Source organism: Dactylosporangium sp. CS-047395 (assembly GCF_050942185.1).
GTDB lineage: Bacteria > Actinomycetota > Actinomycetes > Mycobacteriales > Micromonosporaceae > Dactylosporangium.
This window is the reverse complement of sequence record NZ_CP192015.1, coordinates 7,623,007-7,646,284: the sequence shown is the minus strand read 5'-3', so window position 1 is coordinate 7,646,284 and position 23,278 is coordinate 7,623,007. Positions and strand designations below refer to the sequence as shown.

The following is a 23,278-nucleotide window of genomic DNA, read 5'->3' as shown; positions in this document are numbered from 1 at the left end:
CCGGCCGATAGAGGGATGTGGACAGCACCCTACGCCCAGTGCACATCGGCCGGCAGGCGCTGTACGACGCCCAGGGCCACGTCGCCGCCTACGAGCTGCTGTTCCGCGACAGCCCGCACGCGATGGAGGCCGCGGCCCGCGACAGCGCCGCGACCAGCCAGGTGATCGTCGAGGCGTTCACCGCCTTCGGCATCGAGGAGCTCGTCGGCGACAAGCGCTGCTTCATCAACCTGACCCGCGAGTTCCTGGTCGGCGAGCTGCCGCTGCCGTTCGAGCCGGGCGCCGTCGGCCTGGAGATCCTGCCCGAGGTCGACATCGACGACGAGCTGGTCGCCGCCGCGGCCGCCCTCACCGAGTCCGGCCACCGGCTCGCGATCGACGGGTACACCGGCGACCCGGCCGGCGCCCGCCTGCTGCCGCACGTGCACTACGTGAAGATCGACATGCTGGCCGGGGACCGGCAGCGGATCCGCGGCCTGATCGACCAGTGCCGGCGCATCCCGCGCATCCGCCTGATCGCCCAGCGCATCGAGACCCCGGAGCTGCTCGACCTGGCCGTCCGGCACGACTTCCAGCTGTTCCAGGGCCACGCGCTGAGCCGCCCGCACCTGGTCACCACCCAGGCCCTCAACCCGACCCGGCTGGCCCGGGTGCGGCTGCTGACCGAGCTGGCCGCCGAGGACGTCGACCTGGACCGCGCGGTGGCGACCATCGAGCGCGACCCGGCCCTGGCGGTGCGCATCCTGCGCGGGGTGAACGCCGCCTCGCACGGCCTCAAGCAGCCCGTCTCGTCGATTTTCCAGGCGGTCGTACTGCTGGGAGTCCCCCAGGTCCGCCAGTGGGCCACGCTCATGATGGTCGCCGACCTCGCCGACGGCGACGAGTCGGTGCTGACCGACGCGGTCGTGCGGGCGCGGATGTGCCAGACGGTGGCCGAGCGCCGGGGCGCCGGGGCGGGCCCGACGGCCTTCACGGTCGGCCTGCTCTCGGCCATCGGCGACCTGCTGGGCGGCCCGGTCGGCACCCTGACCGACCAGCTGCCGCTCACCCCCGAGGTCGCGGAGGCGGTCGTGCACGGCACCGGCGACCTCGGCGACGTGCTGCGCGACGTGCGCACCTACCAGCGCGGCGGCCCGGCCGACCTGCACGGCGACCTCCTGGCCGCGCTCAGCTGGACCAACGGCTCACTGTCGGAGCCGTCGCTGCAGTAGCCCGGCCGCCGCCACGAGCCCGAGCGTGACCATGGCGATCGCGCTGAGCAGCAGCGTGTGCTCGGCGCCGAGGGCGGTGACCAGGGGACCTCCGGCGGCGGTGCCCAGCGGCACCGCGATGACCGTGATCGACCCGAACGTCGCCAGGACCTGCGGCAGCCGATCGGCCGGGGTCGTCCGCTGAAACAGTGCCATCGCCATCGGTACGTACGGTGCCCAGCACAGCCCGGCCAGCCCGAACATCGGCAGCGACACCGCCGCAGGCGCCCCGAGGCCGAGCGGCAGGACGGCCAGCCCGAACGCCAGGATGATCCCGATCGTCGCCGGCCACTGCGGCAGGCGGCGCAGGTACGCGGTGGCCAGCCCGCCGACGACCGCGCCGATGCCGAACGCGGTGTAGTACAGGCCGAGCAGGGTCGCCGAGGCGCGCAGGTCGTCGGCGACGTGCAGCGGCAGGGCGACGTAGAACGGCCCGAACACCAGGAAGAACACGAACGAGACGAGCAGCAGGCCGTTGAGGGTCTTCGCCTTCGGCGCGGTCGTGGGCTCCGGTCGCTGCGCGTCCTTGTCGATCGCCCAGCGGTAGGTCAGCGCGAGCACGGCGAAGCTGGCCGCGTCGATCGCGAGCACGACGGTGGGGCCGCTCCAGCCGATGAGCAGCCCGGCCAGGGGCGGCCCGGCGATCGTGGCCGCCTCGCCGAGGACGCCGAGCAGGCCGTTGGCGGCCAGATGGTGCTCGGGCGGGAGGGTCTCGGCGATCAGCGTGTACCGCCCGGCCGAGCCCCAGGCCGCGAGGAGCGAGGAGAGGGCGAGCAACAGGACGTACACCATGGGGGTCAGGCTGTTGAGCGAGTGCACCAGGACGATCGCGGCCAGACCGCTCGCGCGCAGGATCGCGTTCCACCCGGCCAGCTGCGCGCCGGGCCGGTGGCGCAGGAACCGCCCGAACAGCGCCCCACCGAGCGCGGCGGGCAGCGAGTAGGCCACCACCGCCGCCGCCACCCAGCTGCCGCGGCTGCCGTCCGGCGCCAGCTCCAGGGCCAGCCAGCTGATCGCCACCAGCGACATGCCGTCCCCGAGCGCGGAGATCGCGATGCCCGGCAGGACCCGGCGCAGCACGGGATGGCTCAGGACGGGCCAGTACGGGGTGGAACGCATGCCGTGGAGCTGATCGCATCCTGTGCCGCCGGGGCAAGAAATATCGCCAGAGGCGCAAAACTGGCGGGATTGGACTATCTTGCTGGCCATGCGTCGGTGGCCTGTCGGACTCGCCGCGTGGCTCCTGCTCGCGGGCGCCGCGCAGGCGGCCGGTTTCGTGGCGGTCTGGCGGTTCTTCGTGCACAGCGAGCACGGCCAGCGCCTGGACTACGTGGCGCTGACCGGCAACAGCATCGGCCAGACCCACGTCTGGGGCCTCGTGCACGACACGCTCAGCACCATTTCGGTACTGTCCGTGGCCGTCGCCACCGTCGCGATCGGCTTCATCGCCCTGGCCCGCCGCAAGCTGGCCCTCGCGATCGGCGCGGTGCTGCTCATCGGCGGCGCGAACGCGACCACCCAGGTCTTCAAGGCCCTCATCTACCGCCCCCACCTCGGCGTCGACGTGGACCGCGTGGCCGCCGGCAACAGCCTCCCGAGCGGACACACGACCGTCGCCGCCTCGGTCGTGGTGGCGCTGATTCTCGTGGTACCGCCGAAAACCCGCGGCCCGGTCGCGCTGGCCGGCGCCGTGATCGCCTCCCTGGTCGGCGTGGCCACCCTCTCGGCGGGCTGGCACCGCCCGAGCGACGCGGTGGCGGCCCTGCTGGTGGTGGGCGCCTGGGCCGCGGCGGCGAGCCTGTTCATCGTCATCTTCCAACGCCGCCACGGTGGCGTGACCTACGGCACGGCGAACGTGTACACGACGGTGTTTCTCGCCCTGATCGGGATCGGCCTGCTGGTCGGCGCCCTGATCGCGCTGCGCCTGACGGACGACGTGATCGCCCGCGCGGTGGACGACCTCAGCCGGCGGCGCCTGTTCGTCGCGTACGCGGGGGGCGCGCTCGGCATCGCCGGCACCGCGGGTCTGGTGATCGCCGGGGTGCTGGCTACGGCGCACCGGGTGGTGCCGCAGTGGGTGCCGGACCTCCCTGACGGCGACGGGCCTGATCTGGCTGTTGCCGAGGCTCCGGTTCGTTGGCCGGATGCTCGACCGGCTTCGGCCTCGGCCATGACCCGGCAGCCTTGGTCCGACGCCGAGGCGGACACGGTGCCGCAGCGTCTCACTCCGGGTGGTGGGCTTGCTGCTGATGACGAGGTGACTGAGCCGTTGCCGGGTCACGCGGAGGACGTCACGGTGCGGTTGCCGGGATCGTCGTCGTCGCCGGTGTCTTCGCCGGGGGATCAGCCCACGCAGCGCCTCACCTGAGCCGCACGACCTGCCCGATCTCGAGCGCGACCCAGACGTTCCCATCGGCGGTGACGGCCAGCCCATGCGGCTCGGACCGGGGCGTCGGCAGCTCGTACGTCTCGATCGTCCCGCCGTCCCCACTGATGTGCCCGACCCGGTTCCCGGCCCACTCGGTGAACCAGCACCCCCCGGCGGGATCGGCCACGATGGCATGCGGCCGGGCCTGCCGATCGGGGAGCGGAAACTCCTCGATCTTCCCGTCGGCGCCGATCCGCCCGATCTGCCCCGCCCCGATCTCGACGAACCAGGCCGCTCCGTCGTCGCCGGCACAGATCCCGACAGGCGCCCCTCCCGTCGTAGGCAGGGGGTAAACGACGCCGGTATCGACCCGGGCGATGGCGTTGCCCTGGTTGAGCGTGCACCAGAGCGCCCCACCCTCCCCGGCGGCCAGCATGGAGGGCATCCCACCGGCCACGGGGATCTCGTACGCGGTGGCGGTCCCGTCGAGCGCGACCCGCCAGACCCGGTCGGCGTTGAGCTCGGTGGTCCAGAGGTACCCGCCCTGCACCGCAAGCCCGTAGGGCGAAGCGATCGGGAAGGCGGAGATCTCCCCGTCGACGGTGATCCGCCCGATATGCCCGTCCTGGAACCGGCTGAACCAGAGCGCCCCGTCCGGCCCGGCCACGATCACGGACGGCCCGGCTCCGGGATTGTCGAGGTCGAACAGCGTCACGTCTCCGTCCGGGGTGAGCCGCGCGATCTGCCCGGAGTGGACGAGCGCGCACCAGAGGTTCCCGTCCGGCCCCACCACGATCCCGTACGGCCCGCTCTTGTCCCCACCGACCGCAAACGCCTGCATGTCGCCTCCCTGCCCGATCGTTAACGCGACAACCGTCGCGATATGATCCTGGCATGGACGCCCCGACCCCCGCAACCGACGCCACCCCGCCACACGACCATGCCCAAGCGGGAACGCGCGGTGCCAACGCGCCCACGACGGACGCACCCACGACGGACACGGCGGCGGCGGCGGACACGGCCACGGCGGCGGACACGGCCACGGCGGCGGACACGGCCACGGCGGCGGACACAGCGGCGGACACAGCGGCGGACACGGCGGCGGGCACAGCGAGGCGGCGACCGGGTGGGCGCAGTGCCGAGGTGCGCCGCCGGGTGCTGGCCGCTGTCGCCGACCTGCTCGTCGAGTCCGGCTACGACGCGGTCACCGTGGACGCGGTCGCGGAGCGGTCGGGGGTGCACCGCGCGACCGTGTACAGGCGATGGGCCGACGTCGGGGGCCTCCTTGCCGACGTGCTCGCCGCGGCCGCCACCGACGACTGGCAGCCGCCCGACACCGGGACGTTGCGTGGTGACCTGCGGGCCGTCAACCGCGAGGTGCATGCCGCGCTCACCGGTGGGTCGCCGATCACGACCGCGCTCATCGCCGCGTCGTTCCGCTCGCCGGCGGCCGCCGATGCGCTGCGGGTCTTCTGGCTCGACCGCTTCGAGCGCTGCGCGCCGATCGTCACGCGCGCGCTCGACCGGGGTGACCTGGCCGCACCCGTCGATCACCGTGAGCTGCTCGTTGCCGCCACCGCGCCCGTCTACTTCGAAGAGCTTCTCCTCCGGCATCCCTCCGATCCCGATCGTTGGGCCGACCTCGCCGCCGACCACGTTCGCTGAAACGCCATACCCCGAATTGAAACCTGGCGCCGCGTGAGTTCCGCGTTCCGAGCCGGCACTCTGGACCACTGAACGGTGGCGACTTCCCTGACTCGCCTCTGAGTTTGGCAAAGCGGCGGTGTCATCCAGGTGTCAACGAACCCGGCAAACCCGCCAAACGCCGCAAGCAACCCGAACAACAACGAGACCCGCGGACCGGCCCACATCAGGGAGCAGCGAAAACTACCCTAAGTAACATGCGGCGTACATTGCGTGTCGGAATGGTGGCTCTCGTCCTCGTGCTCGGTGCCTGCGCCGGCAAGAACGACGACACGGGGGAGGGCACCGCAGCGTCGGGGTTCAACGCCGGCCTCACCGCCGTCGTCAACCCCTCCGACACGCCCGGCGGCACGCTCGAGCTCGCGTCCGCCAACGATGTCGACTCGTGGGACCCCACCAGGTCGTACATCAACGCGGTGTACAACCTGCAGCGCCTCTACGTGCGCACCCTGCTCACGCCGAAAGCCGAGCCCGGCACCACCGCGCTGGTCCCTGACCTCGCCGAGGACCAGCCGACCATCTCCAGCGACGGGCTGACGTACACCTTCAAGCTCCGCGACGGGATCAAGTTCGAGGGCGGCGCGGCGATCAGGGCGCAGGACGTGAAGTACGGCATCGAACGGCTCTTCGCCCAGGACGTGCTCTCCGGCGGCCCCACCTACCTGATCGACCAGCTCGATCAGGGGCAGCACTACGCCGGGCCGTACCAGAAAGGCGAGGATCTGCGGTCGATCACCACGCCGGACGACAGGACGATCGTGTTCAAGCTGGCCGAGCCGTTCGCCGACTTCCCGTATCTGCTGGCGATGGGGGTCGCCGCGCCGGTGCCGCAGGACCGGGACACGGGGGAGCGGTACGGCGACAGGCCCGTCGCGTCGGGGCCGTACAAGTTCGAGACCATCGACGCCGGCAAGAAGGTCGTCTGGGTGCGCAACGACGCCTGGGACGCGTCGACTGACCCGGTGCGCAAGGCGCTGCCGGACCGGATCGAGATGACCATCGGCACCGAGCCGACCGAGATCGACCAGCAGCTGTTCGACGGCACGCTCGACGCCGACGCGGGGCAGGGCGGTGTGCAGTCCGCCAGCCAGGCCAAGGTGCTGCTCGACCCCACGCTCAAGGCGCACTCCGACCAGCCGACGACCGGGTTCGTGCAGTACGCCGCGATGAGCACCAAGGTCGCGCCGTTCGACGACGTGCACTGCCGGCGCGCGGTGCAGTACGCCGTGGACAAGGGCGCGGTGCAGACCGCGCGCGGCGGCGGGCAGATCGCCGGGGGCATGCTGCCGCCCGGGATCGCGGGGTACGACGAGGGCCTGGACCCGTACCAGACGAAATCCGGCAAGCCGCAGGTCGACAAGGCCAAGAACGAGCTCGCGCAGTGCGGCAGGCCGGACGGCTTCTCGACCGTCATCGCCACCACCAACAGCCCCCGGTCGCTGAAGACCGCGGAGGCCGTGCAGGCCGCGCTCGGCCAGGTCGGCATCACCGCGCGGATCGAGTCGTCGGACCCCTCGCTGTACGCCCGATCCGTCGTCGGCAGCCCGGACAACGTCCACAGCAAGGGGTACGGCATCATGCTCTCGGCCTGGTCCGCGGACTTCCCGACCGGCTACGGCTTCTATCCCACGCTGATCGACGGCCGCCAGATCCTGCCGAGCGGCAACAACAACTACGCCGAGCTCGACGACCCGCTGATCAACCAGCAGCTCGACAGCGCCCGCGAGGTGACCGACCCGGTCCGCGCGGCCGGGATCTGGCAGCAGGTCAACGCCGAGGTGATGGACAACGCCTCGATGCTTCCGCTCGTGTACGACCAGGTGCTCAACTACCGCAACCCGCGCCTGACGAACGTGTTCGTGAACCAGTTCTACGGCGCCTGGGACGCGACGGCCCTCGGCGTTTCCTCCTGACGGCCCGCTTGACAGGTTTGACCGGCACCGCACGCGGAAAAGCGACTGGTATGCCAGCAACCGGACGCAACGGGGTCCCGCGGGTCGACGACGCCGTGGACATCGACACCATCCGCGACGAGGCCGAGGAGATCGCCGTCCCGGCGTTCGACTACATCGGCCAGCCCGTGGACGCGATCGTCGACGGTCTCACCGGCCACTCCCACGACCACGACGAGGACACCGAGAACACGCAGGTCGACGAGGAGCGGTGAGCGATCACGGACAGACCCACGGTGCGTCTGACGACAACTGCCGCAGGTGTACCGCCGGTCCGTCCCCGATCGCCGTTCCCCGCCCGTAACCGGGGTCGGGCGCGAGCGCCCGGTGCCACGTCAACGCCCGGATCAGGTTGCCCGCGATCCGGGCGTGCCGCAGGTCGGTCAGCAGCTCGGCCCGCGGGGCGAGGTCGGTGAAGACCTCCAGGTACGCGTCGCGGGCCCGGTCGTCCACGTCATCGCGCAGGGCGACCAGCATGGAGCCGAACGGGTGCCCCAGCACGCTGTCGCCCCAGTCGTAGCAGCGGTACCCGTCCGCGAACACGTTGCCCGGGTGCAGGTCGGCGTGGTCGATGCTGGCTGGCACCTTCGACTCGGCCAGCGCGGCGGCGATCTCGGCGAACCAGGCCCGGCGCACCGGCGGTACCAGAGCGATCGTCTGTTCCTCGAGAAGCCGGGGCAGCCGCGCCGGCCGCATGTCGGTCACCCCGGCGGCCGCCAGCTCGTCCGCCGCCGGGGCCAGGGCGCGCTGCAGCTCGGCATAGCGGGGCAGGGCCCGCGCGAACTCCCCGGGCCGGTCGCGCAGGGTCGGGCCGCCGTCGGGCAGCAGCAGCCGGCCGAGCGCGGGGTCGGCCGCGATCGGGGCGAGCACGTGCTGCGGTGCGAGGTGGTGCAGCAGCGGGTACAACGAAATCTCGAAGGCCGTCGTGGGCCCCGGCAGCTTGAGCCAGACCGTGCCCGCATCGGTCTCGGCGCGCATCACGGTGCCCCACGGGCGGACCCGCGGCACGGTCAGCTCGCCCGTGCGGCGCCGGCCGGCCGCGGCGAGGCGCTCGTCGAGCCAGGCAACGAGCGTCACCTGTGCGAGGGTACGCTCACCGCCGTGGAGATCGTCGCTGATGTGCTCGTCGGGATCGTGGCGCTGCTGCACCTGTACTTCCTGGTGCTGGAGATGTTCCTGTGGACCGCGCCGCGCACGCGGGCGGCGTTCGGCACCACCGAGGAGTTCGCCGTGGCCAGCAAGGCGCTCGCGGCGAATCAGGGGCTGTACAACGGCTTCCTGGTCGCCGGGCTGGTCTACGGGCTGGTCGCGGACAGCCTCGCGTTCAAGGTGTTCTTCCTGATCTGCGTGATCGTGGCCGGCATCTACGGCGCCGCCACCGCGAGCCGGCGCATCCTGCTCGTGCAGGCGCTGCCGGGCGCGCTCGCGCTCGCCGCCGTCCTGCTCGCCTAGCGCAGGTCGACCGACTTCCACGTGGTGCCGTCCTGCCACCAGACGACGCCGGCGCGGGTGGCTGAGACGCCGGTGGTCGCGGTCAGCGTGAGCAGCTGCGCGGTCTGCAGGTCGTAGGCGACGAGGGCGGTCCGGTCGTCGCGGTACGTCGTGAAGATCTCGTAGCGGCCCGCGATCGCCGTGTCGACCGTGATCGCGACCAGGTCCCCCGGGATGCGGCGGCGGTCGGTGCCGTCGGGGTGGCGGGCGTCGAACAGGAAGCGGTCGCCGGCCGCCGTCACCATCGAGCGGCACCAGACCGGCGTGCACACCACCGACTCGGCGGCGGCCTTGGTGACCACGCGCCGCTCGCCGGTCAGCGGATCGGCCAGGGTCAGCGGCGCGGCGTCGTCCACCGAGACCAGCCACGGCCAGGTGGTGTGCCGGAACCGGCCGGTGAACGGCACGTTCGTCACCGGGCCGCCGGTCACGGCCACGCTGCGCAGCTCGGTGCGGTTGTCGTCGTCGGGCGCGGCAGCCACCCAGTGGACCCTGCCGTCGGCGATGACGAGGTCGTACTCCGAGTCGAAGAACACCGCCGCGCCAGTGTCCGCGGTCAGCGAGGTGGGCGCGGCCGAGCCGTCCAGCGGGGCGCGCCACAGCCGCGTCTCGTAGGCGCCGTCGGCGAGCGCCGAGGACTCCGCCCAGTACAGGATGCCGTCGGCGGCGGTGAAGCCGAGGAACTGCGCGTAGCGGCCCTTGTCCAGCCTGCGCAGCTCGACGTCGCCTGCCGGGGAGCGCAGCATGAGGCGGTCGGCGGTGTTGTCGGGCGTGGGGGCGGTACCGGCGGAAACCTGGGCGGTGGCGAAGAACAGGGGCGTGTAGTCGGCCCCGTCGGGGAGCTTCGCGCTGATCGAGGACGGGTTCTTCGCCATCGACGCGGCGGCCGGAGCGGGGGCCGGGGCCGGTGGCCTGTGCTCGACCGAGACGAGCAGGACGCCGCCCGCGGCCAGGGCCACGGCGAGCGCGATCAGCGGGCGGGCCTTCTTCATCCCGGCCAACCTAGCAACCGCGTGAGAGTTTCATGCTGTCGAAGCGCTTGACCAGCCGCTGACCAGGGCGGCGTTGACCCGGAAAGGTGACTGCCAACACGATCCGCGCATGCCAATCAGTAGGCCCAACAGATCGAGACGCCTCGGCGCCGCGGCCGTGGCGGCCGTGGCGGTCGCGGCCATCGGCGTCGCCGTCCAGACCGCCGTGCGGCCCGCCGACGCCGCTGCCGCCGACCCGTACGCGTTCAAGAACGTGCAGATCGAGGGTGGCGGCTTCGTGCCGGGCATCATCTTCAACCAGTCGCAGCAGGGGCTGGTCTACGCGCGCACCGACATCGGCGGCGCGTACCGCCTCGACACCGCCACCAACCGCTGGGTGCCGCTGCTCGACTGGGTCGGGCAGGACAACTGGGGCTACAACGGCGTCGTCAGCCTGGCCACCGACTCGGTCGACCCGAACAAGGTGTACGTGGCCGCCGGCATGTACACCAACTCGTGGGACCCGAACAACGGCGCGGTCCTGCGCAGCTCCGACAAGGGCGCCACCTGGTCCGTCAGCCAGTTGCCGTTCAAGCTCGGCGGGAACATGCCCGGCCGCGGCATGGGCGAGCGCCTGGCCATCGACCCGAACAAGAACTCGATTTTGTACCTCGGTGCGCCGAGCGGCAACGGCCTGTGGCGCAGCACCGACTCGGGTGCCACGTGGTCCAAGGTCACCGCGTTCCCGAACCCCGGCAACTACGTGCAGGACCCCAATGACGCCAACGGGTACCTGACGGACAACCAGGGCATCGTCTGGGTCACGTTCGACAAGCGCACCGGCACCGCGGGCAGCACCACGCAGACCATCTACGTCGGCGTCGCGGACAAGCAGAACACGGTGTACCGCAGCACCGACGGCGGCACCACCTGGTCCCGCCTCGCCGGGCAGCCGACGGGCTACATCGCGCACAAGGGCGTCCTGGACACGTCCGGCGGCTTCCTGTACCTCGCGACGAGCGACACCGGCGGCCCGTACGACGGCGGCAAGGGCGACGTGTGGAAGTACAACACCGCGACCGGCGCCTGGACGCAGATCAGCCCGATCCCGTCCTCCAGCTCCGACGACTACTTCGGCTACAGCGGCCTGACCATCGACCGCCAGCACCCGAACACGCTCATGGTGGCGACCCAGGTGTCGTGGTGGCCGGACGCCATCTTCTTCCGCAGCACCGACGGCGGCGCGACCTGGACCCGGATCTGGGACTGGACGAGCTATCCGAATCGCAGCTTCCGGTACAAGATGGACATCAGTCGCTCCCCGTGGCTCGACTTCGGCACGAACCCGCAGCCGCCGGAGGTGACCCCGAAGCTCGGCTGGATGAACGAGGCGGTCGAGATCGACCCGTTCAACTCCAGCCGCTTCATGTACGGCACCGGCGCCACCATCTACGGCAGCACCGACCTGAACCTGTGGGACAGCGGCGGCCAGATGACCATCAAGCCGATGGCCCCGGGCCTGGAGGAGACCGCGGTCCTGGACCTGATCAGCCCGCCGACCGGCGCCCCGCTGATCTCGGCCCTGGGCGACATCGGCGGCTTCCGGCACACCAGCCTCGACGCGGTGCCGGCCACGATGTTCAAGCAGCCGATCTTCGCCTCGACCACCAGCCTCGACTACGCCGAGCTGAACCCGAGCGTCATGGTGCGCGCGGGCAACTTCACCGACTCCGACCGCCCCAACGACAGCCACGCCGCGTTCTCCACCGACGGCGGCGCGAACTGGTTCCAGGGCAGCGAGCCGGGCGGCATCAACGAGGGCGGCACGATCGCGGCCGGCGCCGACGGCTCCCGGTTCCTGTGGGCGCCCAAGAACAGCGCCGTGGTCTACTCCGTCGGCTACGGCAACAGCTGGACGCAGGCGAGCGGCATCCCGCAGAACGCGATCGTCGAGTCGGACCGCGTCAACCCGAACACCTTCTACGGGTACAGCGGCGGCTCCTTCTATGTCAGCACGAACGGCGGGGCCAGCTTCACCACCGCGGCCACCGGCCTGCCGACGACCGCGAAGTTCAAGGCGGTGCCCGGGGCGGCCGGCGAGGTCTGGCTGGCCGGCGACACCGGCGTCTACCGCTCCACCAACGCCGGCACCACGTTCACCAAGCTGTCCAGCGCGACGGCGGGGCTCAACGTCGGGTTCGGCAAGGCGGCGCCGGGCCGGACCAATCCGGCGGTCTTCCTCGTGGGTACCGTCGACGCCAAGAAGGGCGTGTTCCGCTCCGACGACGCCGGGGCGAGCTGGCTGCGGGTGAACGACGACGCGCACCAGTACGGCAACATCGGCGAGGCGATCACCGGCGACCCGCGGATCTTCGGCCGGGTCTACATCGGCACCAACGGCCGCGGCATCATCTACGGCGACCGCACCGGCCCGCAGCCGTCGTACTCGGTGTCGCCCTCGTCGTCCCAGTCGCGCTCGGCATCGCCGTCGGTCTCGGCGTCGGTGTCCCGTTCGCCGTCCACGTCCACCTCGCCGTCGCGGTCGACGTCGCCGTCCGCATCCGTGCCGGCGGGTGCGTGCAACGTGGCGTACAGCGTGACCGGCCAGTGGGGCGGCGGCTTCCAGGGCGCGGTGAAGATCACGAACGGCTCGTCCGCCGCCGTCAACGGCTGGACCCTGAAGTGGACCTACGCCAACGGCCAGGTCGTCAGCCAGATCTGGGGCGGGGTCAACGCCCAGTCCGGGGCGAACGTGACCGTCACCAACGTGGACTACACGAAGACCATCGCCGCGAACGGCGGCAGCGTGGAGTTCGGGTTCCTGGCGAGCTGGAACAACGCGACGAATGCCAAGCCCACGGCGTTCACGCTCAACGGCACGAGCTGCTCGGTGAGTTGAGGGTTTGCTGACGCGCCGGTCCCTGCGGGGACCGGCGCGTTTCCCTTGTCATAGGGTGGCCTGGTGACGCTCCGCCTCCGCGCCGTAACCTTTGCCGCCGCCGTTGCCGTGCTGCTGGCCGGCTGCTCCTCGAAGTCGATCAGCTTCAGCCAAGGCGCCGGTCGCCCGCTGGCCGAGGCCGGATCGGCGGCGCCCGGCAACTGCGTCTACACCCCGACGACCGGCGACCCGTCGGCCAAGGACGTCGGCGTCCCGCCGGCCACCCCGAAGGCCGCGAAGGCGACCATGCGCATCACGACCAACCTGGGCGACATCGAGATCGCCCTGGACGGGGTGAAGGCGCCGTGCGCGACGGGGAGCTTCGCGTACCTGGCCGGCAAACACTTCTTCGACAACACGAAGTGCCACCGGCTCACCACCGAAGGCATCTGGGTGCTGCAGTGCGGCGACCCGGCCGGCGACGGCACCGGCGGCCCCGCGTACCACTACGCGAACGAGAACACCGGCGCGCCCTACACCCGCGGCACGGTCGCGATGGCGAACGCGGGTCCGGGTACCAACGGCAGCCAGTTCTTCTTCAACTACAAGGACAACCCGCAGATCGGCCCCGACTACTCGATGCTCGGCACGGTGAGCAAGGGCCTGGACATCGTCGACAAGGTCGCCGTGGGCGGCCTGACCGCCGAGGACCCCAACGGCGCCGGGGGCGGCCCGCCGAAGATCGAGATCGTCCTGCGGACGGTGACGGTCACCTACCAGTAGGGCGCTAGGGTGGCGGCCATGCGCCTGCCCTGGCCCGACTGTCGCAACGCCCGCGACCTCGGCGGACTGCCGATCGCCGGCGGCCGCGTGCTGCGCGACCGCGCGCTGGTGCGCTCCGACTCGCTGCACCGGCTCACCGCCGACGGGGTCGCCGCCCTGCACGCGCACGGGGTCAGCCGGATCGTCGACCTGCGCGGGACCGACGAGGCCGCGCAGTATCCCAGCCCGCTCGCCGGCCACGACCTGGTCCGGCTGCTGCCGCTCGTCGACCCCGACGACGACCCGGCCCGCGACCTGGCGGACCTGGCGCCGCTTGCCGACGTGTACCGGGCCAGTGTTATCGGTAACGGCAGGCGCGTCGCCGCCGTGGTCGCCGCCGTGGTCGCCGCCCCGCCCGGGGCCGTGCTCGTGCACTGCGCGGCCGGCAAGGACCGAACCGGCATCGTCGTCGCGGTGCTGCTGCGGCTCGCGGGCGTGCCCGACGACCGGATCGCCGCGGACTACGCGTGTTCCGGCGACTGCGAGGAGGCCACGATCCTCGCCGCCCTCGCGCGGGTCGACGAGCTGTTCGGCGGCGTCGAGGCCTACCTGGCCGCGAACGGCGTCACCGGCGAGCAGCTCGGGGCCGTCCGGGACCGGTTCGTCGCCTGATGCGCGCGGTCGTCTTCGATTTCTTCGGTACCCTCACCGACCCCGGCGTGGAGTCGGGCCGGCGCGACGCCGCCTTCGCGACCGCGGCCGCGCTCGGCGTGCCGCCCGAGGCGTTCTGGACGGCGATGGCGTCCTCGTTCACCGAGCGCATCACCGGCCGGCACGGCGACACCCGGACCATGCTGGCCGAGATGGCCCGCCGGTGCGGGGTGGAGGCGACCGGGGCCCGCCTCGACGCCGCGGTCGCCGCACACCACCGCGGCGCGGTCCCGCTCTGGCGCCCCCGCCCCGGCGTGCTCGACGTGCTCGCCGCGCTGCGCGGGCGGGGCCTGCGCCTCGGCGTGCTCAGCGACTGCGGGGCCGAGCTGTGCCAGGGCTGGGCCGGCACCGCCTACGCGCCGCTCATCGACGCCACCGTCTTCTCGTGGCAGGAGCGCGCCCGCAAACCGGCGCCGCAGTTGTACGCCACGATCGCCGCGCGCCTCGCCGTCGCTCCATCCGAGTGCTGGTACGTCGGGGATGGCGGGAGCCGCGAGCATCAGGGCGCCCGGGACGCGGGGATGCGGCCGGTGCTCGTCACGAACGCGGGCTACCCGGGCGCGGCCGTGCACCGCGACGACCCGGACCCGTTCACGCCGCCGGACGCCGTGGACGATCTGACCGACCTGCCGGCGCTCCTGGAGACCGGCCGCTAGCTCCATTTCTGCGGGTCTGCGCGAGTTGCTTCCGGGCGCGCTCTGGCGTCGAGGCTGCCGGCGCTACTTCGGCCCGGCTTGGAGACCGGCCGCTAGCTCCGCGTTGCGCTGCGCGAACGGGCGCCATGCCTCCGGGGTTTCCGCGAGGTACCTCCGGGCGCGCTCCGGCGTCGAGGCGCGCTGGGTCCACTCGTCGAGCCGGCCCGCGCGGACTCGGAACAGCACCAGCACGCCGTCGGCGAAGCCGGCCGCGCGGAGCTCGGCGGGTTCGAGCGTTGCGGTGCGCTGCGGGCTGGCGATCCAGTCGAGCGCGGCCAGCTCCTCGTGGATCTCGGCGGCCAGCTCGAACGACAGGTTCTCCGCGGCCCGCTCGCGCAGCGCGATCAGGTCGGTCCGCGCCCGGTCGAGCTCCACCGGGTCGCGGGCGAGGATCGCGGTGATCGAGGCGACCAGCCGCTCGCGATCGCCGGGGGTCACGCCGCGGGCCTGCGCCATGTCCCGCTCGGCGCCGGTCAGCCCCGCCCCGGTGTACGCCAGGGGCCGGATCCGGTGCAGCGCGGAGACGGCGTTGCGGGCGCGCAGGCCACCGAGGTACGGGCCGAAGCAGCCGGGCTTCGGGGCGTACAAAATCCGGAGTCCCGGTGCGCGCGGGCTCAGGTCGAGTCCGATGTGGACGGTCGACTCCTGGCCGTCGCGCGCCCGGTTCCAGCGCGGCTTGCGCCGGCCCAGGAGGTTGCGCTCCAGCCAGGCCGCCTCGTGCACCGAGTCGCAGGCCACCGCCTCGACGGCCGCGACGAGCGGCATCATCCGCCGCAGCCGGGGCCGGTCGCGCAGGTCCGACCAGTACGACGCCACCCGGGAACGCAGCGAGGTCGCCCGCCCGATGTAGAGCACCCGCCCGTCGCCGTCGCGGAACCGGTACACCCCGGGCGTCGACGGCAGACGACGGACGGCGGCGAGCATCTCCGTAGTATGGTCCAGATGCTGCGCCGCTACTTCCGGGGCCCGCACGTGAGCTGGGCCCAGGCCGTGCACCCGGTCGCCGACGACGAGCACGGCCTGCGGGTGTGGCTGCCGGCCGGAGCGGGCTTCGCCTGCCGCGTCGGCCCGCTCGTCTCCGGCGCGCCGTCCATTGAGGACTACGGTGCCGCCCCGCTGGAGCGCCGCACCTGGACCGACCGCGACGTGCTGATCCTGCACCCGCCGGGCGCGTCGCACTCGGTCTGGTGGTTCTTCCGCGAGCAGCGTTTCCTCGGCTGGTACGTCAACCTCGAGGCCGTCATCGCCCGCCACCCCGGCGGCATCGACGTCGTCGACCACCACCTGGACGTCGTGGTCGACCCGGACCGCAGCTGGCGATGGAAGGACGAGGACACCTTCGCCGCCTCGACCGACCGCCCCGGCTTCTGGAACACGGCGGAGGCGTCCGCGATCCGCGCCGAGGGCCAACGGGTCGCCGCCGCGGCCGAGGCGGGCCGGTTCCCGTTCGACGGCACCTGGTGCGACTTCCGCCCCGACCCGGCCTGGCCCCTGCCGCAGTTACCGCATTCGACCACCATCTAGCCCCGATCGGGTTACTTTGGTGGTCTCTGCACCATTGATATGCACGGGGCAAAGGTCAATGACGCTCAAAAAGACTCTGCAGTACGCGGTGGTCATCTTCATCATCTGGTTCATCGCCTTCCGCCCGGACGCCGCGGCTCGCGTGGCCCGCGGCATCGGCGCGCTCATCGCCCAGCTGGGCACCGGCTTCGGCGACTTCTTCACGCGCGTGGTCGGCTGACCCTTTTCCGTTTCTCCCCTCCCGTCGCACAACCCCGCCCCGCGGCGGCCTCCCGGCACTGCTCCGGGGCGGCCGCCGCGTTCTGCTGTCCTCCTCAGGCCGCTTGTTCAGCCCGCTTGTTCAGCCCGCTTGTTCAGCCCGCTTGTTCGGGCCGCTTGTTCGGGCCGCTTGTTCGGGCCGCTTGTTCGGGCCGCTTGTTCGGGCCGCTTGTTCGGGCCGCTTGTTCGGGCCGCTTGTTCGGGCCGCTTGTTCGGGCCGCTTGTTCAGGCCGCTCTTTCGGCTCGTGACTCGGCCCGGATTTCGCTCGCGGCGACGCTGCTGCACCGGGGGTTGAGGATCGCGCCGGCGGCGATGGCCGTCCGGTCGCTCACAATGGCGGCGGTGCCGTCGGCTGTTCGCTCGATCAGGCCGGCGTGGGTTCGGAGACGGCGCGCAGGAGGCGGTCGATGGCCGTACGGTCGCCGACGATGGCGGCGGTGCCGTCGGTGCACGCGGCGGCGAGGGTCGACGGGTCCTGGAGCAGGGCGCTGAGGGTGGCGGGGTCGGTGCGCAGGGCGGCGTCGGCCGTCGGGGGTTCGCCGGGGTCGATCTCGAGGCGGCCGGCGGTCAGGCGGACGGTCCAGGCGCGGCCGTCGAGGTCGAGGCGGCAGGTGGTCGGCGGGGCCTGCGGGTCCGGGCGGGCGTGGCCGCGCAGGAAGATCAGGACCGAGGTGGCGCTGAGGGCGGCCGGCCCCGCGGGGTGGGGTGCGTCGATGCCCCAGTCGCCGAGGGCCAGCACGACGGGTTCGAGCCGGCGGCCCCAGTCGGTCAGGTCGTAGCGCCCGCCGTCGGGGCGGTGGACGACGCCGTGCTGCTCGAGCTCGCGGAGGCGGTCGGCGAGCAGGTTGGAGCTTACGCCGGGCAGGGCGTGGCGCAGCTCCGAGAAGCGCTGCGGGGTGAGGAGCAGCTCGCGTACGACGAGGAGCGCCCAGCGCTCGCCGACCACGTCCAGCGCCCGCGCCACCCCGCACGAGTCACGGTAGCTGCGGCTGGTTGGCATGATCAGAAAGTACCACAGCGGGCAGTTGTTTTTAACAACCAACCATGGTTAGCATTCGCTGCATGATGCTGGAGCGGAAGAGCGCAGTGATCTATGGGGGCGGCGGGGCGATCGGGGGCGCCGTCGCGCGGGTCTTCGCCCGGGAGGGGGCCCGGGTCTTCCTCGCCGGACGCACGCCGGCCAGGCTCGACGCGGTGGCCCGGGACATCGCCGCCGCCGGTGGGACGGTCGAGACGGCGCAGGTGGACGTGTTCGACCAGGCGGCAGTCGAACGGCACGCCGAGACGGTCGCGACCACGGCCGGCGGCATCGACATCGCGCTGAACGCCGTGAGCATCATGCACGACCAGGGCACGCCGCTGGCCGGCCTGGCGCTGGAGGAGTTCATGCGCCCGATCGACGGCTTCCTGCGGACGCTGTTCATCACCAGCAAGGCGGTCGCCCGGCACATGGGCGGCACCGGCGTGATCCTGACCCTGTCCGAGCCGGGCGCGAAGCTGGCCATCGGCGGCATCCTGGGCCACGGGGTGAGCGCGGCGGGCAAGGAGGCGTTCGCCCGGCTGCTGGCCGTCGAACTGGCCCCGGCCGGCATCCGGGTGGTGAACATCCGCCCGCACGCGGTCATCGACGCCCCGGCCGCGGGCTCGTACACCAACGACCTGTTCAAACCGGCCGCCGGCGGCGGTGCGGTCCAGGACTTCCTGGAGTCCGGCCTGGCCCCGACCACGCTGCTCAAGCGCCTGCCCACCCTGGCGGAAATCGCGGAGACGGCGGCGTTCCTGGCCTCGGACCACGCCGCCGCCATGACGGGCGCGGTCGTCAACCTCTCGGCCGGCGCGCTGGTGGACTGAGGTCCCACGGGCGTTCCGGTCAGCTGCGGGCGATGCCCACCAGAATCGTGAGGCCGAGCGAGACGAAACCGAGCACCAGCCCCGCCACCGCCAGGCCCCGGCCCATGAAGCCGTGCCGGCGGGGGATTGCCGCCGGACCGGTGGACAGGAGCCGGGCGATAGGGTTTGGGCGTGCACTACTGCCAGCGCTGCGACGACCCCATCGTCATGGCGCCCGAGGGGGACAACGCCGTCTGTCCCGACTGTGGCAACACCGAGCCGGCCAGACGCCTGCCGCTCTTCGTCGTCACCGGGGCCTCCGGCTCGGGCAAGACCACGGTGTTCCCGCACCTGGTGCGAGAGCTGCCCGACTGCCTGGTGTTCGACGCCGACTGGCTCATCGGGCCGTTCGAGCGGGCCTGCGAGTTCGGCGAGGTCGACTGGCCCGCCTTCCGCGACGCCTGGCTCAGCGTCGCCCACGGTGCGGCCCAGAGCCAACGCCATACCGTACTGCTGGCCCCCTTCACCCCCGATCAGCTCGACGAGCTCGCGGGGCGGCGATGGATCACCGACATCCATTTTGCCGTGCTCGACTGTGCCGACGAGGAGCGCCGGAAGCGGCTCGAGGCCAGGCCGCCGTGGCGGGAGCGGAACGTCGAGCGGCATCTCGCGTTCGCGAAGTACCTGCGAGAGACGATCGACACCGTGGTGCGGACCGATGACGCGCCGCCGGAGGAATCCGCGCGGCGCGTCGTTGCGTGGGTCAGGCGCCGGATCGGCTGAGGGCGGCTCGGCGGCGTAGCCACAGGCCGGCCAGCAGGGTAAGGGCGGACACGACGGCGAGGGCCGGGGCGAACAGCCAGACGTCGCTGTGTCCCAGTACGTCGAGGCCGAGCGGGCCGTCGACCTGTCCAGGAGCAGCCGTCCGGCCTCGGGTACCTGCTCAAGGACCGGGTCATCGAGATCGACGACTTCCTCGCGGCGGTGCGCCGGGGCGCCGCCGGTGGCAGCGCGATCGACCCGGCCGTCGTGGCCCGGCTGCTGGGCCGGCCGTCGAAGGTGTCGCCGCTGGACCGGGCTCACCGACCGGGAGCGGGAGGTCCTGGCGCTGTCGAAACGCACGTCAACGGCGTGTTCACCAAGCTCGGCCTGTTCCCGGCGGCCGAGGAGCACCGCCGGGTCAAGGCCGTCCTGGCGTACCTGTCGGCGCGCTGAACGGAGGGGCGGTCACTCGAAGCGCAGCCCCTCCGGCCGCATGAGGCGGAACAGCGGCGGCAGGCTGGCCAGGGTGACCAGCAGGACCACGCCGCCCGCGATGCCGCTCACCACGCCCACGCCGGCCCAGTCCAGCCGGACGTCGACGGCCACGATCTGCAGCAGTACGGCGCCCAGGGCCATCCCCAGGATCGAGGCGGCGACCAGGCCCAGGGCCACCGGCAGCGCGGTCTGCCACAGGATCGACCACGCCACCGTGTCGCGTTTCGTGCCGAACGCGGCCAGCGCGGCCAGCGTCCGGCGCCGCTCGCGCAGCTGCTCCAGGGTGCTCACGAGCAGGCTCAGCCCGACCAGCACGAGCACGACCGTGGCCCCGGCGAACAGGCCGCGGCGGATGCTCGCGAAGGTCTGGTCGACGTTCGTGGCGTTGAGGATGCTCACGTCGACGGTGAGGCCGAGCCGCATGGCCGCGTTGCGCACGTACTCGTTCGCGTCCTGACCGGCCGGGTCGAAGCGGACGAACGAGGTGAAGCGCGCGCCGGCCGGGACCGGTGGGGCCGCACCGGGTGTGAGCAGGATGCCGTCGTGCTGCGAGCCGTACGGGTCGCGCTTCTCCCGGGCCGGCTTGAGCTGCGCCGGCACCGTGAGCGCGGCGGCACCCGTCTCGCCGAGCAGGATCTCCTTGCCGGCCAGGGTGGTCGGGTCGATGCCGCCGGTCATGCCGGGCTGGGCCAGCGAGGCCGGGTCGACCGCGAACGCGTCCCCGTCGGCGCACGAGGGCACGTCGGCCAGCAGGCGCAGGGTCGCGCAGTCGGCCACGACCACCTCGAGGTACTGGTCGTCGGTCCCGCCGGCGGGCTTGCCGTAGTCGTTGCGGTACGACTGCACGCTCGTCACCCCGTGCGCGCCGCGCAGCACCGTCTCGATGTCGGCCTGCGAGTGCGCCGCGGTGAAGCGGCTCAGCGTGGTCTGCACGACGGCGCTGGCCTGGGCGAGGTCGGCCGGGCTGCGCACGGTGTTCTCGGCCTGGGCGGCGGCGAACAGCATCTGCAGCGCGATCGTCCCGGCCGCGGCGACCGCGACGGCGTTCACGGCGCGCAGCGCGCTGTCGTGGGAGAGCTGCAGCCGGCGGATCGCGATCTGCCACGAGACCGGGCCGGCCGTGCCGAGCCGGGCCACGAGCCGGTCGAACAGCCACGGCAGCAGGGTGGCCAGGCCGAGCAGCAGCAGGATGATCCCGAACGCCGCCTGCCAGACGTTGAACCGCGCCGTCTTGTCCGTGTTGAACAGCGGCACGAGCAGCGCCGCCCCGCCGGCCAGGGGCAGCAGCCGCCACCAGATCCGCCGCTTGGCCCGCGCCGTCGCCTTGCGCACGACCCCGAGAGGTTCGACGACCACCCGCCGAAGGGCGAAGAGCGTCATGAGCAGAGCCGCCGCCGGTACTGCGAGGGCGATCGCCACCGCCAGGAGCGGGGCGGGCCGGATGTCAGTGGCGTACACACTCAGGCCGTGCAGTTCGAAGCGCTCGGCGAACGGCCTGCCGCCGAAGTAGAGCCCGAAGCCGATCAGCACCCCGAGCGCGGCGCTGAGCACCGCCTCGCCGGCCGCGACCCGGCGGGTCATCCACGTGTCGGCGCCGACCAGGCGGACCGCGGCCAGGCGCCGGTCGCGCTGCTCGCCGCCGAAGCGGGTGGCGGCGGCGACGAACATGGCCACCGGCATGAGCAGCACCACGAACATGACCACGACGAGCAGCAGCAGGATCGGCGACAGCGGGTCGGTGTTGGCCCGCGAGCCGTAGTAGGTGAGCCGCACGATCGCGGGGTCGTCCTCGGTCAGGTCGCCGCGGGTGCCGTAGAAGTACAGCTCGTTCGGGCCCGAGAGACCCTGCTTGCCGATGGTGCCGGCGATCGGCTGCGGGAACCGCTCGCGCAGCAGCGCGCCCTCGGGCGAGGCGAGCAGGTCGCGCAGGGCCGGGGAGACGACGATGGAGCCGTCCGGCGGCAGCGCCGGCACGCCCGGGGGCACGATCGGGTGCGCTCCCTCGGGGCGCAGGAAGCGGCCGTTGACGGCGCGGTCGTGGTACGAGCTGAACACCGTCAGCATCAGCACCGAGGAGTCGCTCGCCGGCTGTTCGGCGGCGCCGATGTGCTGGTCGTCGCGGCCGTCGACGCGCTGGTGGCGCCCGTCGAGGATGCCGGGGATGGAGACGGACAGGAGCAGTACGGCCACCCCCAGCCCGACCCCGAGGGCGGTCAGCGCGGTGCGGACCAGGCCCTCCCGGCCGCCGCTCAGGGCCAGGCGGGCACCGAGGCCGACCTCGGACGACCAGCGGCGCAGGCGCCCGGCGCGCACGTGGGGACGGGGCGAGGTCACCGGGCCCGCTCCAGGTCCAGGGCGTGGCCGTCGCGCACGACGATCTCGCGGTCGGAGTAGGCGGCCACCCGCGGCTCGTGGGTGACGAGCACGACGGCGGCGCCGCTGTCGCGGGCGGCCGCGGTGAACAGCTTCATCACGCGCTCGCCGTTGAGCGAGTCCAGGGCGCCGGTCGGCTCGTCGGCGAAGACCACGCGGGCCCCGGTGACCAGGGCGCGGGCCACGGCGACCCGCTGGCCCTGGCCGCCGGAGACCTCACCCGGGCGCTTGCCGGCCACGTCGTCGATCTCCAGCCGGTCGAGCCACTCCTGGGCGCGCTGCTCGGCGTCGCGGCGCCGCACGCCGTCGAGCCGCAGCGGCAGGGCGACGTTCTCCAGGCAGGTCAGCTCCGGCACGAGCTGGCCGAACTGGAACACGAAGCCGAACTCGCTGCGGCGCAGGGCGCTGCGGCGGCTGTCGGACATCGCGGAGAGTTCCTGGTCGCGGTACATGACCCGGCCGGCGTCGGGCTGGATGATCGCGGCCAGGCAGTGCAGCAGCGTCGACTTGCCCGAGCCCGAGGGGCCCATGACGGCCACGATCTCGCCGGCCGCGACGGACATCGAGGCGCCGTCCAGGGCCTTGGTGGACCCGAACGCCTTGTGCAGGTCCTCGGCCGCCAGCAGTGCGGTCATCGCTGGATCTCCTTCGCCAGGTCGTCGAGGCGCGCGGTGGTGAGCTCCAGCCAGCGCAGGTCGGCCTCGAGGTGGAACAGCGCGTGGTCGCAGATGAGCTGCTCGGCCAGGTCGCCGGCGGCCTTGCGGCGGGTCAGCTCGCGCATCAGCCGCAGGTGCTCGGCGCGCTGGGTGTCCAGCACCTCGGCCGCGGGGCGGCCGCTGATCAGGGCGAGCACGACCTTCATGTAGAGGGTGCTCTGCAGGTACGGCTCGGGCTTCTCGGCCTGCGCCAGCCAGCGCTCGACGTCGGCGACCCCGGCGTCGGTGATCGCGTAGCGCTTGCGCTCCGGGCCCTCGCCCGACTCGACGCCCTCGACGCTGACCAGGCCGTGCTTGAGCAGCCGGGACAGGGTCGCGTAGACCTGCCCGTAGGCGAGCGGGCGGTCGGCGCCGAAGCGCTCGTCGTAGGCCCGCTTCAGGTCGTACCCGTGGCGCGGGCGGGCCTCGAGGAGCCCTAAGAACGCTTGACCGATGGACATGCGGGCGACTCTACACGACACGTATACATGCTGTGTATACCTACCGCGTAGAGCGAACTGAGCAGGGAGGACGCGCAAACGTACGAGTCCATCGGGA

23 protein-coding genes and 1 pseudogene are annotated in these 23,278 nt (G+C 72.4%); 15 read left to right on the top strand and 9 right to left on the bottom strand.

The features are described 5' to 3' along the window. The first annotated feature begins 38 nt into the window (after nt 1-38). A complete protein-coding gene (locus ACQP00_RS36030) occupies nt 39-1,211 on the top strand; it encodes an EAL and HDOD domain-containing protein (protein WP_433204499.1) in 1,173 nt (390 codons plus the stop codon). On the opposite strand, the gene ACQP00_RS36025 is transcribed toward ACQP00_RS36030, so the two are convergent. Further along, nucleotides 1,185-2,369, bottom strand: coding sequence for an MFS transporter (locus tag ACQP00_RS36025; protein WP_433204496.1), 1,185 nt, complete (start codon nt 2,367-2,369; stop codon nt 1,185-1,187). The genes ACQP00_RS36030 and ACQP00_RS36025 overlap by 27 nt on opposite strands. 88 nt (nt 2,370-2,457) lie before the next feature. Here ACQP00_RS36025 and ACQP00_RS36020 point away from each other — a divergent pair. After that, nucleotides 2,458-3,324, top strand: a pseudogene (locus ACQP00_RS36020) (phosphatase PAP2 family protein); the annotation flags it as partial. Between the two features lie 286 nt (nt 3,325-3,610). On the opposite strand, the gene ACQP00_RS36015 reads toward ACQP00_RS36020, so the two are convergent. Beyond that, complete coding sequence (locus tag ACQP00_RS36015; RefSeq protein WP_433204493.1) at nt 3,611-4,459, bottom strand: Vgb family protein; 849 nt, start codon at nt 4,457-4,459, stop codon at nt 3,611-3,613. Nucleotides 4,460-4,773: 314 nt separating this feature from the next. On the opposite strand from ACQP00_RS36015, the gene ACQP00_RS36010 reads away from it, so the two are divergent. From ACQP00_RS36010 to ACQP00_RS36000, 3 genes are all read left to right on the top strand, one after another. Next, a complete protein-coding gene (locus tag ACQP00_RS36010) occupies nt 4,774-5,283 on the top strand; it encodes a TetR/AcrR family transcriptional regulator (RefSeq protein WP_433204490.1) in 510 nt (169 codons plus the stop codon). A gap of 260 nt (nt 5,284-5,543) precedes the next feature. After that, entirely contained in the window at nt 5,544-7,235 is a 1,692-nt protein-coding gene (locus ACQP00_RS36005) for an ABC transporter substrate-binding protein (RefSeq protein ID WP_433204487.1), read from the top strand. A gap of 50 nt (nt 7,236-7,285) precedes the next feature. Beyond that, complete coding sequence (locus ACQP00_RS36000) at nt 7,286-7,489, top strand: hypothetical protein (protein ID WP_433204484.1); 204 nt, start codon at nt 7,286-7,288, stop codon at nt 7,487-7,489. A 4-nt stretch (nt 7,490-7,493) separates the two neighbouring features. On the opposite strand, the gene ACQP00_RS35995 is transcribed toward ACQP00_RS36000, so the two are convergent. Continuing rightward, nucleotides 7,494-8,351 (bottom strand): aminoglycoside phosphotransferase family protein, encoded by an 858-nt coding sequence (locus ACQP00_RS35995; RefSeq protein ID WP_433204481.1) that lies wholly within the window; start codon nt 8,349-8,351, stop codon nt 7,494-7,496. Between the two features lie 24 nt (nt 8,352-8,375). Here ACQP00_RS35995 and ACQP00_RS35990 point away from each other — a divergent pair, with 24 nt between their 5' ends. After that, a complete protein-coding gene (locus ACQP00_RS35990; RefSeq protein WP_433204478.1) occupies nt 8,376-8,726 on the top strand; it encodes a DUF1304 domain-containing protein in 351 nt (116 codons plus the stop codon). Here the strand turns inward: ACQP00_RS35990 and ACQP00_RS35985 are convergent. Continuing rightward, nucleotides 8,723-9,757 (bottom strand): hypothetical protein, encoded by a 1,035-nt coding sequence (locus tag ACQP00_RS35985; RefSeq protein ID WP_433204475.1) that lies wholly within the window; start codon nt 9,755-9,757, stop codon nt 8,723-8,725. The two genes, ACQP00_RS35990 and ACQP00_RS35985, sit on opposite strands and share 4 nt — an antisense overlap. Nucleotides 9,758-9,866: 109 nt before the next feature. Here ACQP00_RS35985 and ACQP00_RS35980 point away from each other — a divergent pair, with 109 nt between their 5' ends. The 4 genes from ACQP00_RS35980 (at nt 9,867) to ACQP00_RS35965 (ending at nt 14,743) form a co-directional block, all read left to right on the top strand. After that, the gene (locus ACQP00_RS35980) at nt 9,867-12,635 is read left to right on the top strand and encodes a cellulose binding domain-containing protein (protein WP_433204472.1); all 2,769 of its coding nucleotides are present in this window, start codon (nt 9,867-9,869) and stop codon (nt 12,633-12,635) included. A 63-nt stretch (nt 12,636-12,698) separates the two neighbouring features. Further along, nucleotides 12,699-13,397 (top strand): peptidylprolyl isomerase, encoded by a 699-nt coding sequence (locus ACQP00_RS35975; protein WP_433204470.1) that lies wholly within the window; start codon nt 12,699-12,701, stop codon nt 13,395-13,397. Between the two features lie 18 nt (nt 13,398-13,415). Further along, entirely contained in the window at nt 13,416-14,048 is a 633-nt protein-coding gene (locus tag ACQP00_RS35970; RefSeq protein ID WP_433204467.1) for a tyrosine-protein phosphatase, read from the top strand. Beyond that, a complete protein-coding gene (locus tag ACQP00_RS35965) occupies nt 14,048-14,743 on the top strand; it encodes an HAD family hydrolase (RefSeq protein WP_433204464.1) in 696 nt (231 codons plus the stop codon). The genes ACQP00_RS35970 and ACQP00_RS35965 overlap by 1 nt, the downstream gene beginning before the upstream one ends. Nucleotides 14,744-14,806: 63 nt before the next feature. Here the strand turns inward: ACQP00_RS35965 and ACQP00_RS35960 are convergent, their stop codons facing one another. Continuing rightward, nucleotides 14,807-15,706 carry a hypothetical protein gene (locus ACQP00_RS35960; protein WP_433204461.1) on the bottom strand — a complete coding sequence of 300 codons (900 nt, stop codon included), beginning with the start codon at nt 15,704-15,706 and terminating at the stop codon, nt 14,807-14,809. An 18-nt stretch (nt 15,707-15,724) separates the two neighbouring features. Between ACQP00_RS35960 and ACQP00_RS35955 the strand changes: the two genes are divergently transcribed. Both ACQP00_RS35955 and ACQP00_RS35950 read left to right on the top strand, forming a co-directional pair. Then, the gene (locus ACQP00_RS35955; RefSeq protein ID WP_433204458.1) at nt 15,725-16,306 is read left to right on the top strand and encodes a DUF402 domain-containing protein; all 582 of its coding nucleotides are present in this window, start codon (nt 15,725-15,727) and stop codon (nt 16,304-16,306) included. 58 nt (nt 16,307-16,364) lie between these two features. Next, the gene (locus ACQP00_RS35950; protein ID WP_433204455.1) at nt 16,365-16,526 is read left to right on the top strand and encodes a hypothetical protein; all 162 of its coding nucleotides are present in this window, start codon (nt 16,365-16,367) and stop codon (nt 16,524-16,526) included. Between the two features lie 403 nt (nt 16,527-16,929). On the opposite strand, the gene ACQP00_RS35945 is transcribed toward ACQP00_RS35950, so the two are convergent. Further along, on the bottom strand, nt 16,930-17,565 hold the full coding sequence (locus ACQP00_RS35945; protein ID WP_433204452.1) for a winged helix-turn-helix transcriptional regulator: 636 nt from the start codon (nt 17,563-17,565) through the stop codon (nt 16,930-16,932). Nucleotides 17,566-17,627: 62 nt separating this feature from the next. Between ACQP00_RS35945 and ACQP00_RS35940 the strand changes: the two genes are divergently transcribed. The 3 genes from ACQP00_RS35940 to ACQP00_RS35930 all read left to right on the top strand — a co-directional run bounded on the left by ACQP00_RS35940 (nt 17,628) and on the right by ACQP00_RS35930 (nt 19,610). After that, nucleotides 17,628-18,416 (top strand): SDR family NAD(P)-dependent oxidoreductase, encoded by a 789-nt coding sequence (locus ACQP00_RS35940; RefSeq protein ID WP_433204449.1) that lies wholly within the window; start codon nt 17,628-17,630, stop codon nt 18,414-18,416. A gap of 171 nt (nt 18,417-18,587) precedes the next feature. Beyond that, nucleotides 18,588-19,178 (top strand): hypothetical protein, encoded by a 591-nt coding sequence (locus tag ACQP00_RS35935; RefSeq protein WP_433204445.1) that lies wholly within the window; start codon nt 18,588-18,590, stop codon nt 19,176-19,178. A gap of 201 nt (nt 19,179-19,379) precedes the next feature. Continuing rightward, a complete protein-coding gene (locus ACQP00_RS35930) occupies nt 19,380-19,610 on the top strand; it encodes a hypothetical protein (protein ID WP_433204442.1) in 231 nt (76 codons plus the stop codon). A 12-nt stretch (nt 19,611-19,622) separates the two neighbouring features. On the opposite strand, the gene ACQP00_RS35925 is transcribed toward ACQP00_RS35930, so the two are convergent. The 3 genes from ACQP00_RS35925 to ACQP00_RS35915 are packed head-to-tail and all read right to left on the bottom strand — an operon-like array spanning nt 19,623 to nt 23,181. After that, nucleotides 19,623-21,965: an FtsX-like permease family protein gene (locus ACQP00_RS35925; protein ID WP_433204439.1), complete on the bottom strand. Its 2,343-nt coding sequence runs from the start codon at nt 21,963-21,965 to the stop codon at nt 19,623-19,625. A gap of 17 nt (nt 21,966-21,982) precedes the next feature. Beyond that, nucleotides 21,983-22,660 carry an ABC transporter ATP-binding protein gene (locus tag ACQP00_RS35920; RefSeq protein WP_433204436.1) on the bottom strand — a complete coding sequence of 226 codons (678 nt, stop codon included), beginning with the start codon at nt 22,658-22,660 and terminating at the stop codon, nt 21,983-21,985. Further along, nucleotides 22,657-23,181 carry a PadR family transcriptional regulator gene (locus tag ACQP00_RS35915; protein ID WP_433204433.1) on the bottom strand — a complete coding sequence of 175 codons (525 nt, stop codon included), beginning with the start codon at nt 23,179-23,181 and terminating at the stop codon, nt 22,657-22,659. Before ACQP00_RS35915 ends, ACQP00_RS35920 begins: the two co-directional genes overlap by 4 nt. Between the last annotated feature and the right edge of the window lie 97 nt (nt 23,182-23,278).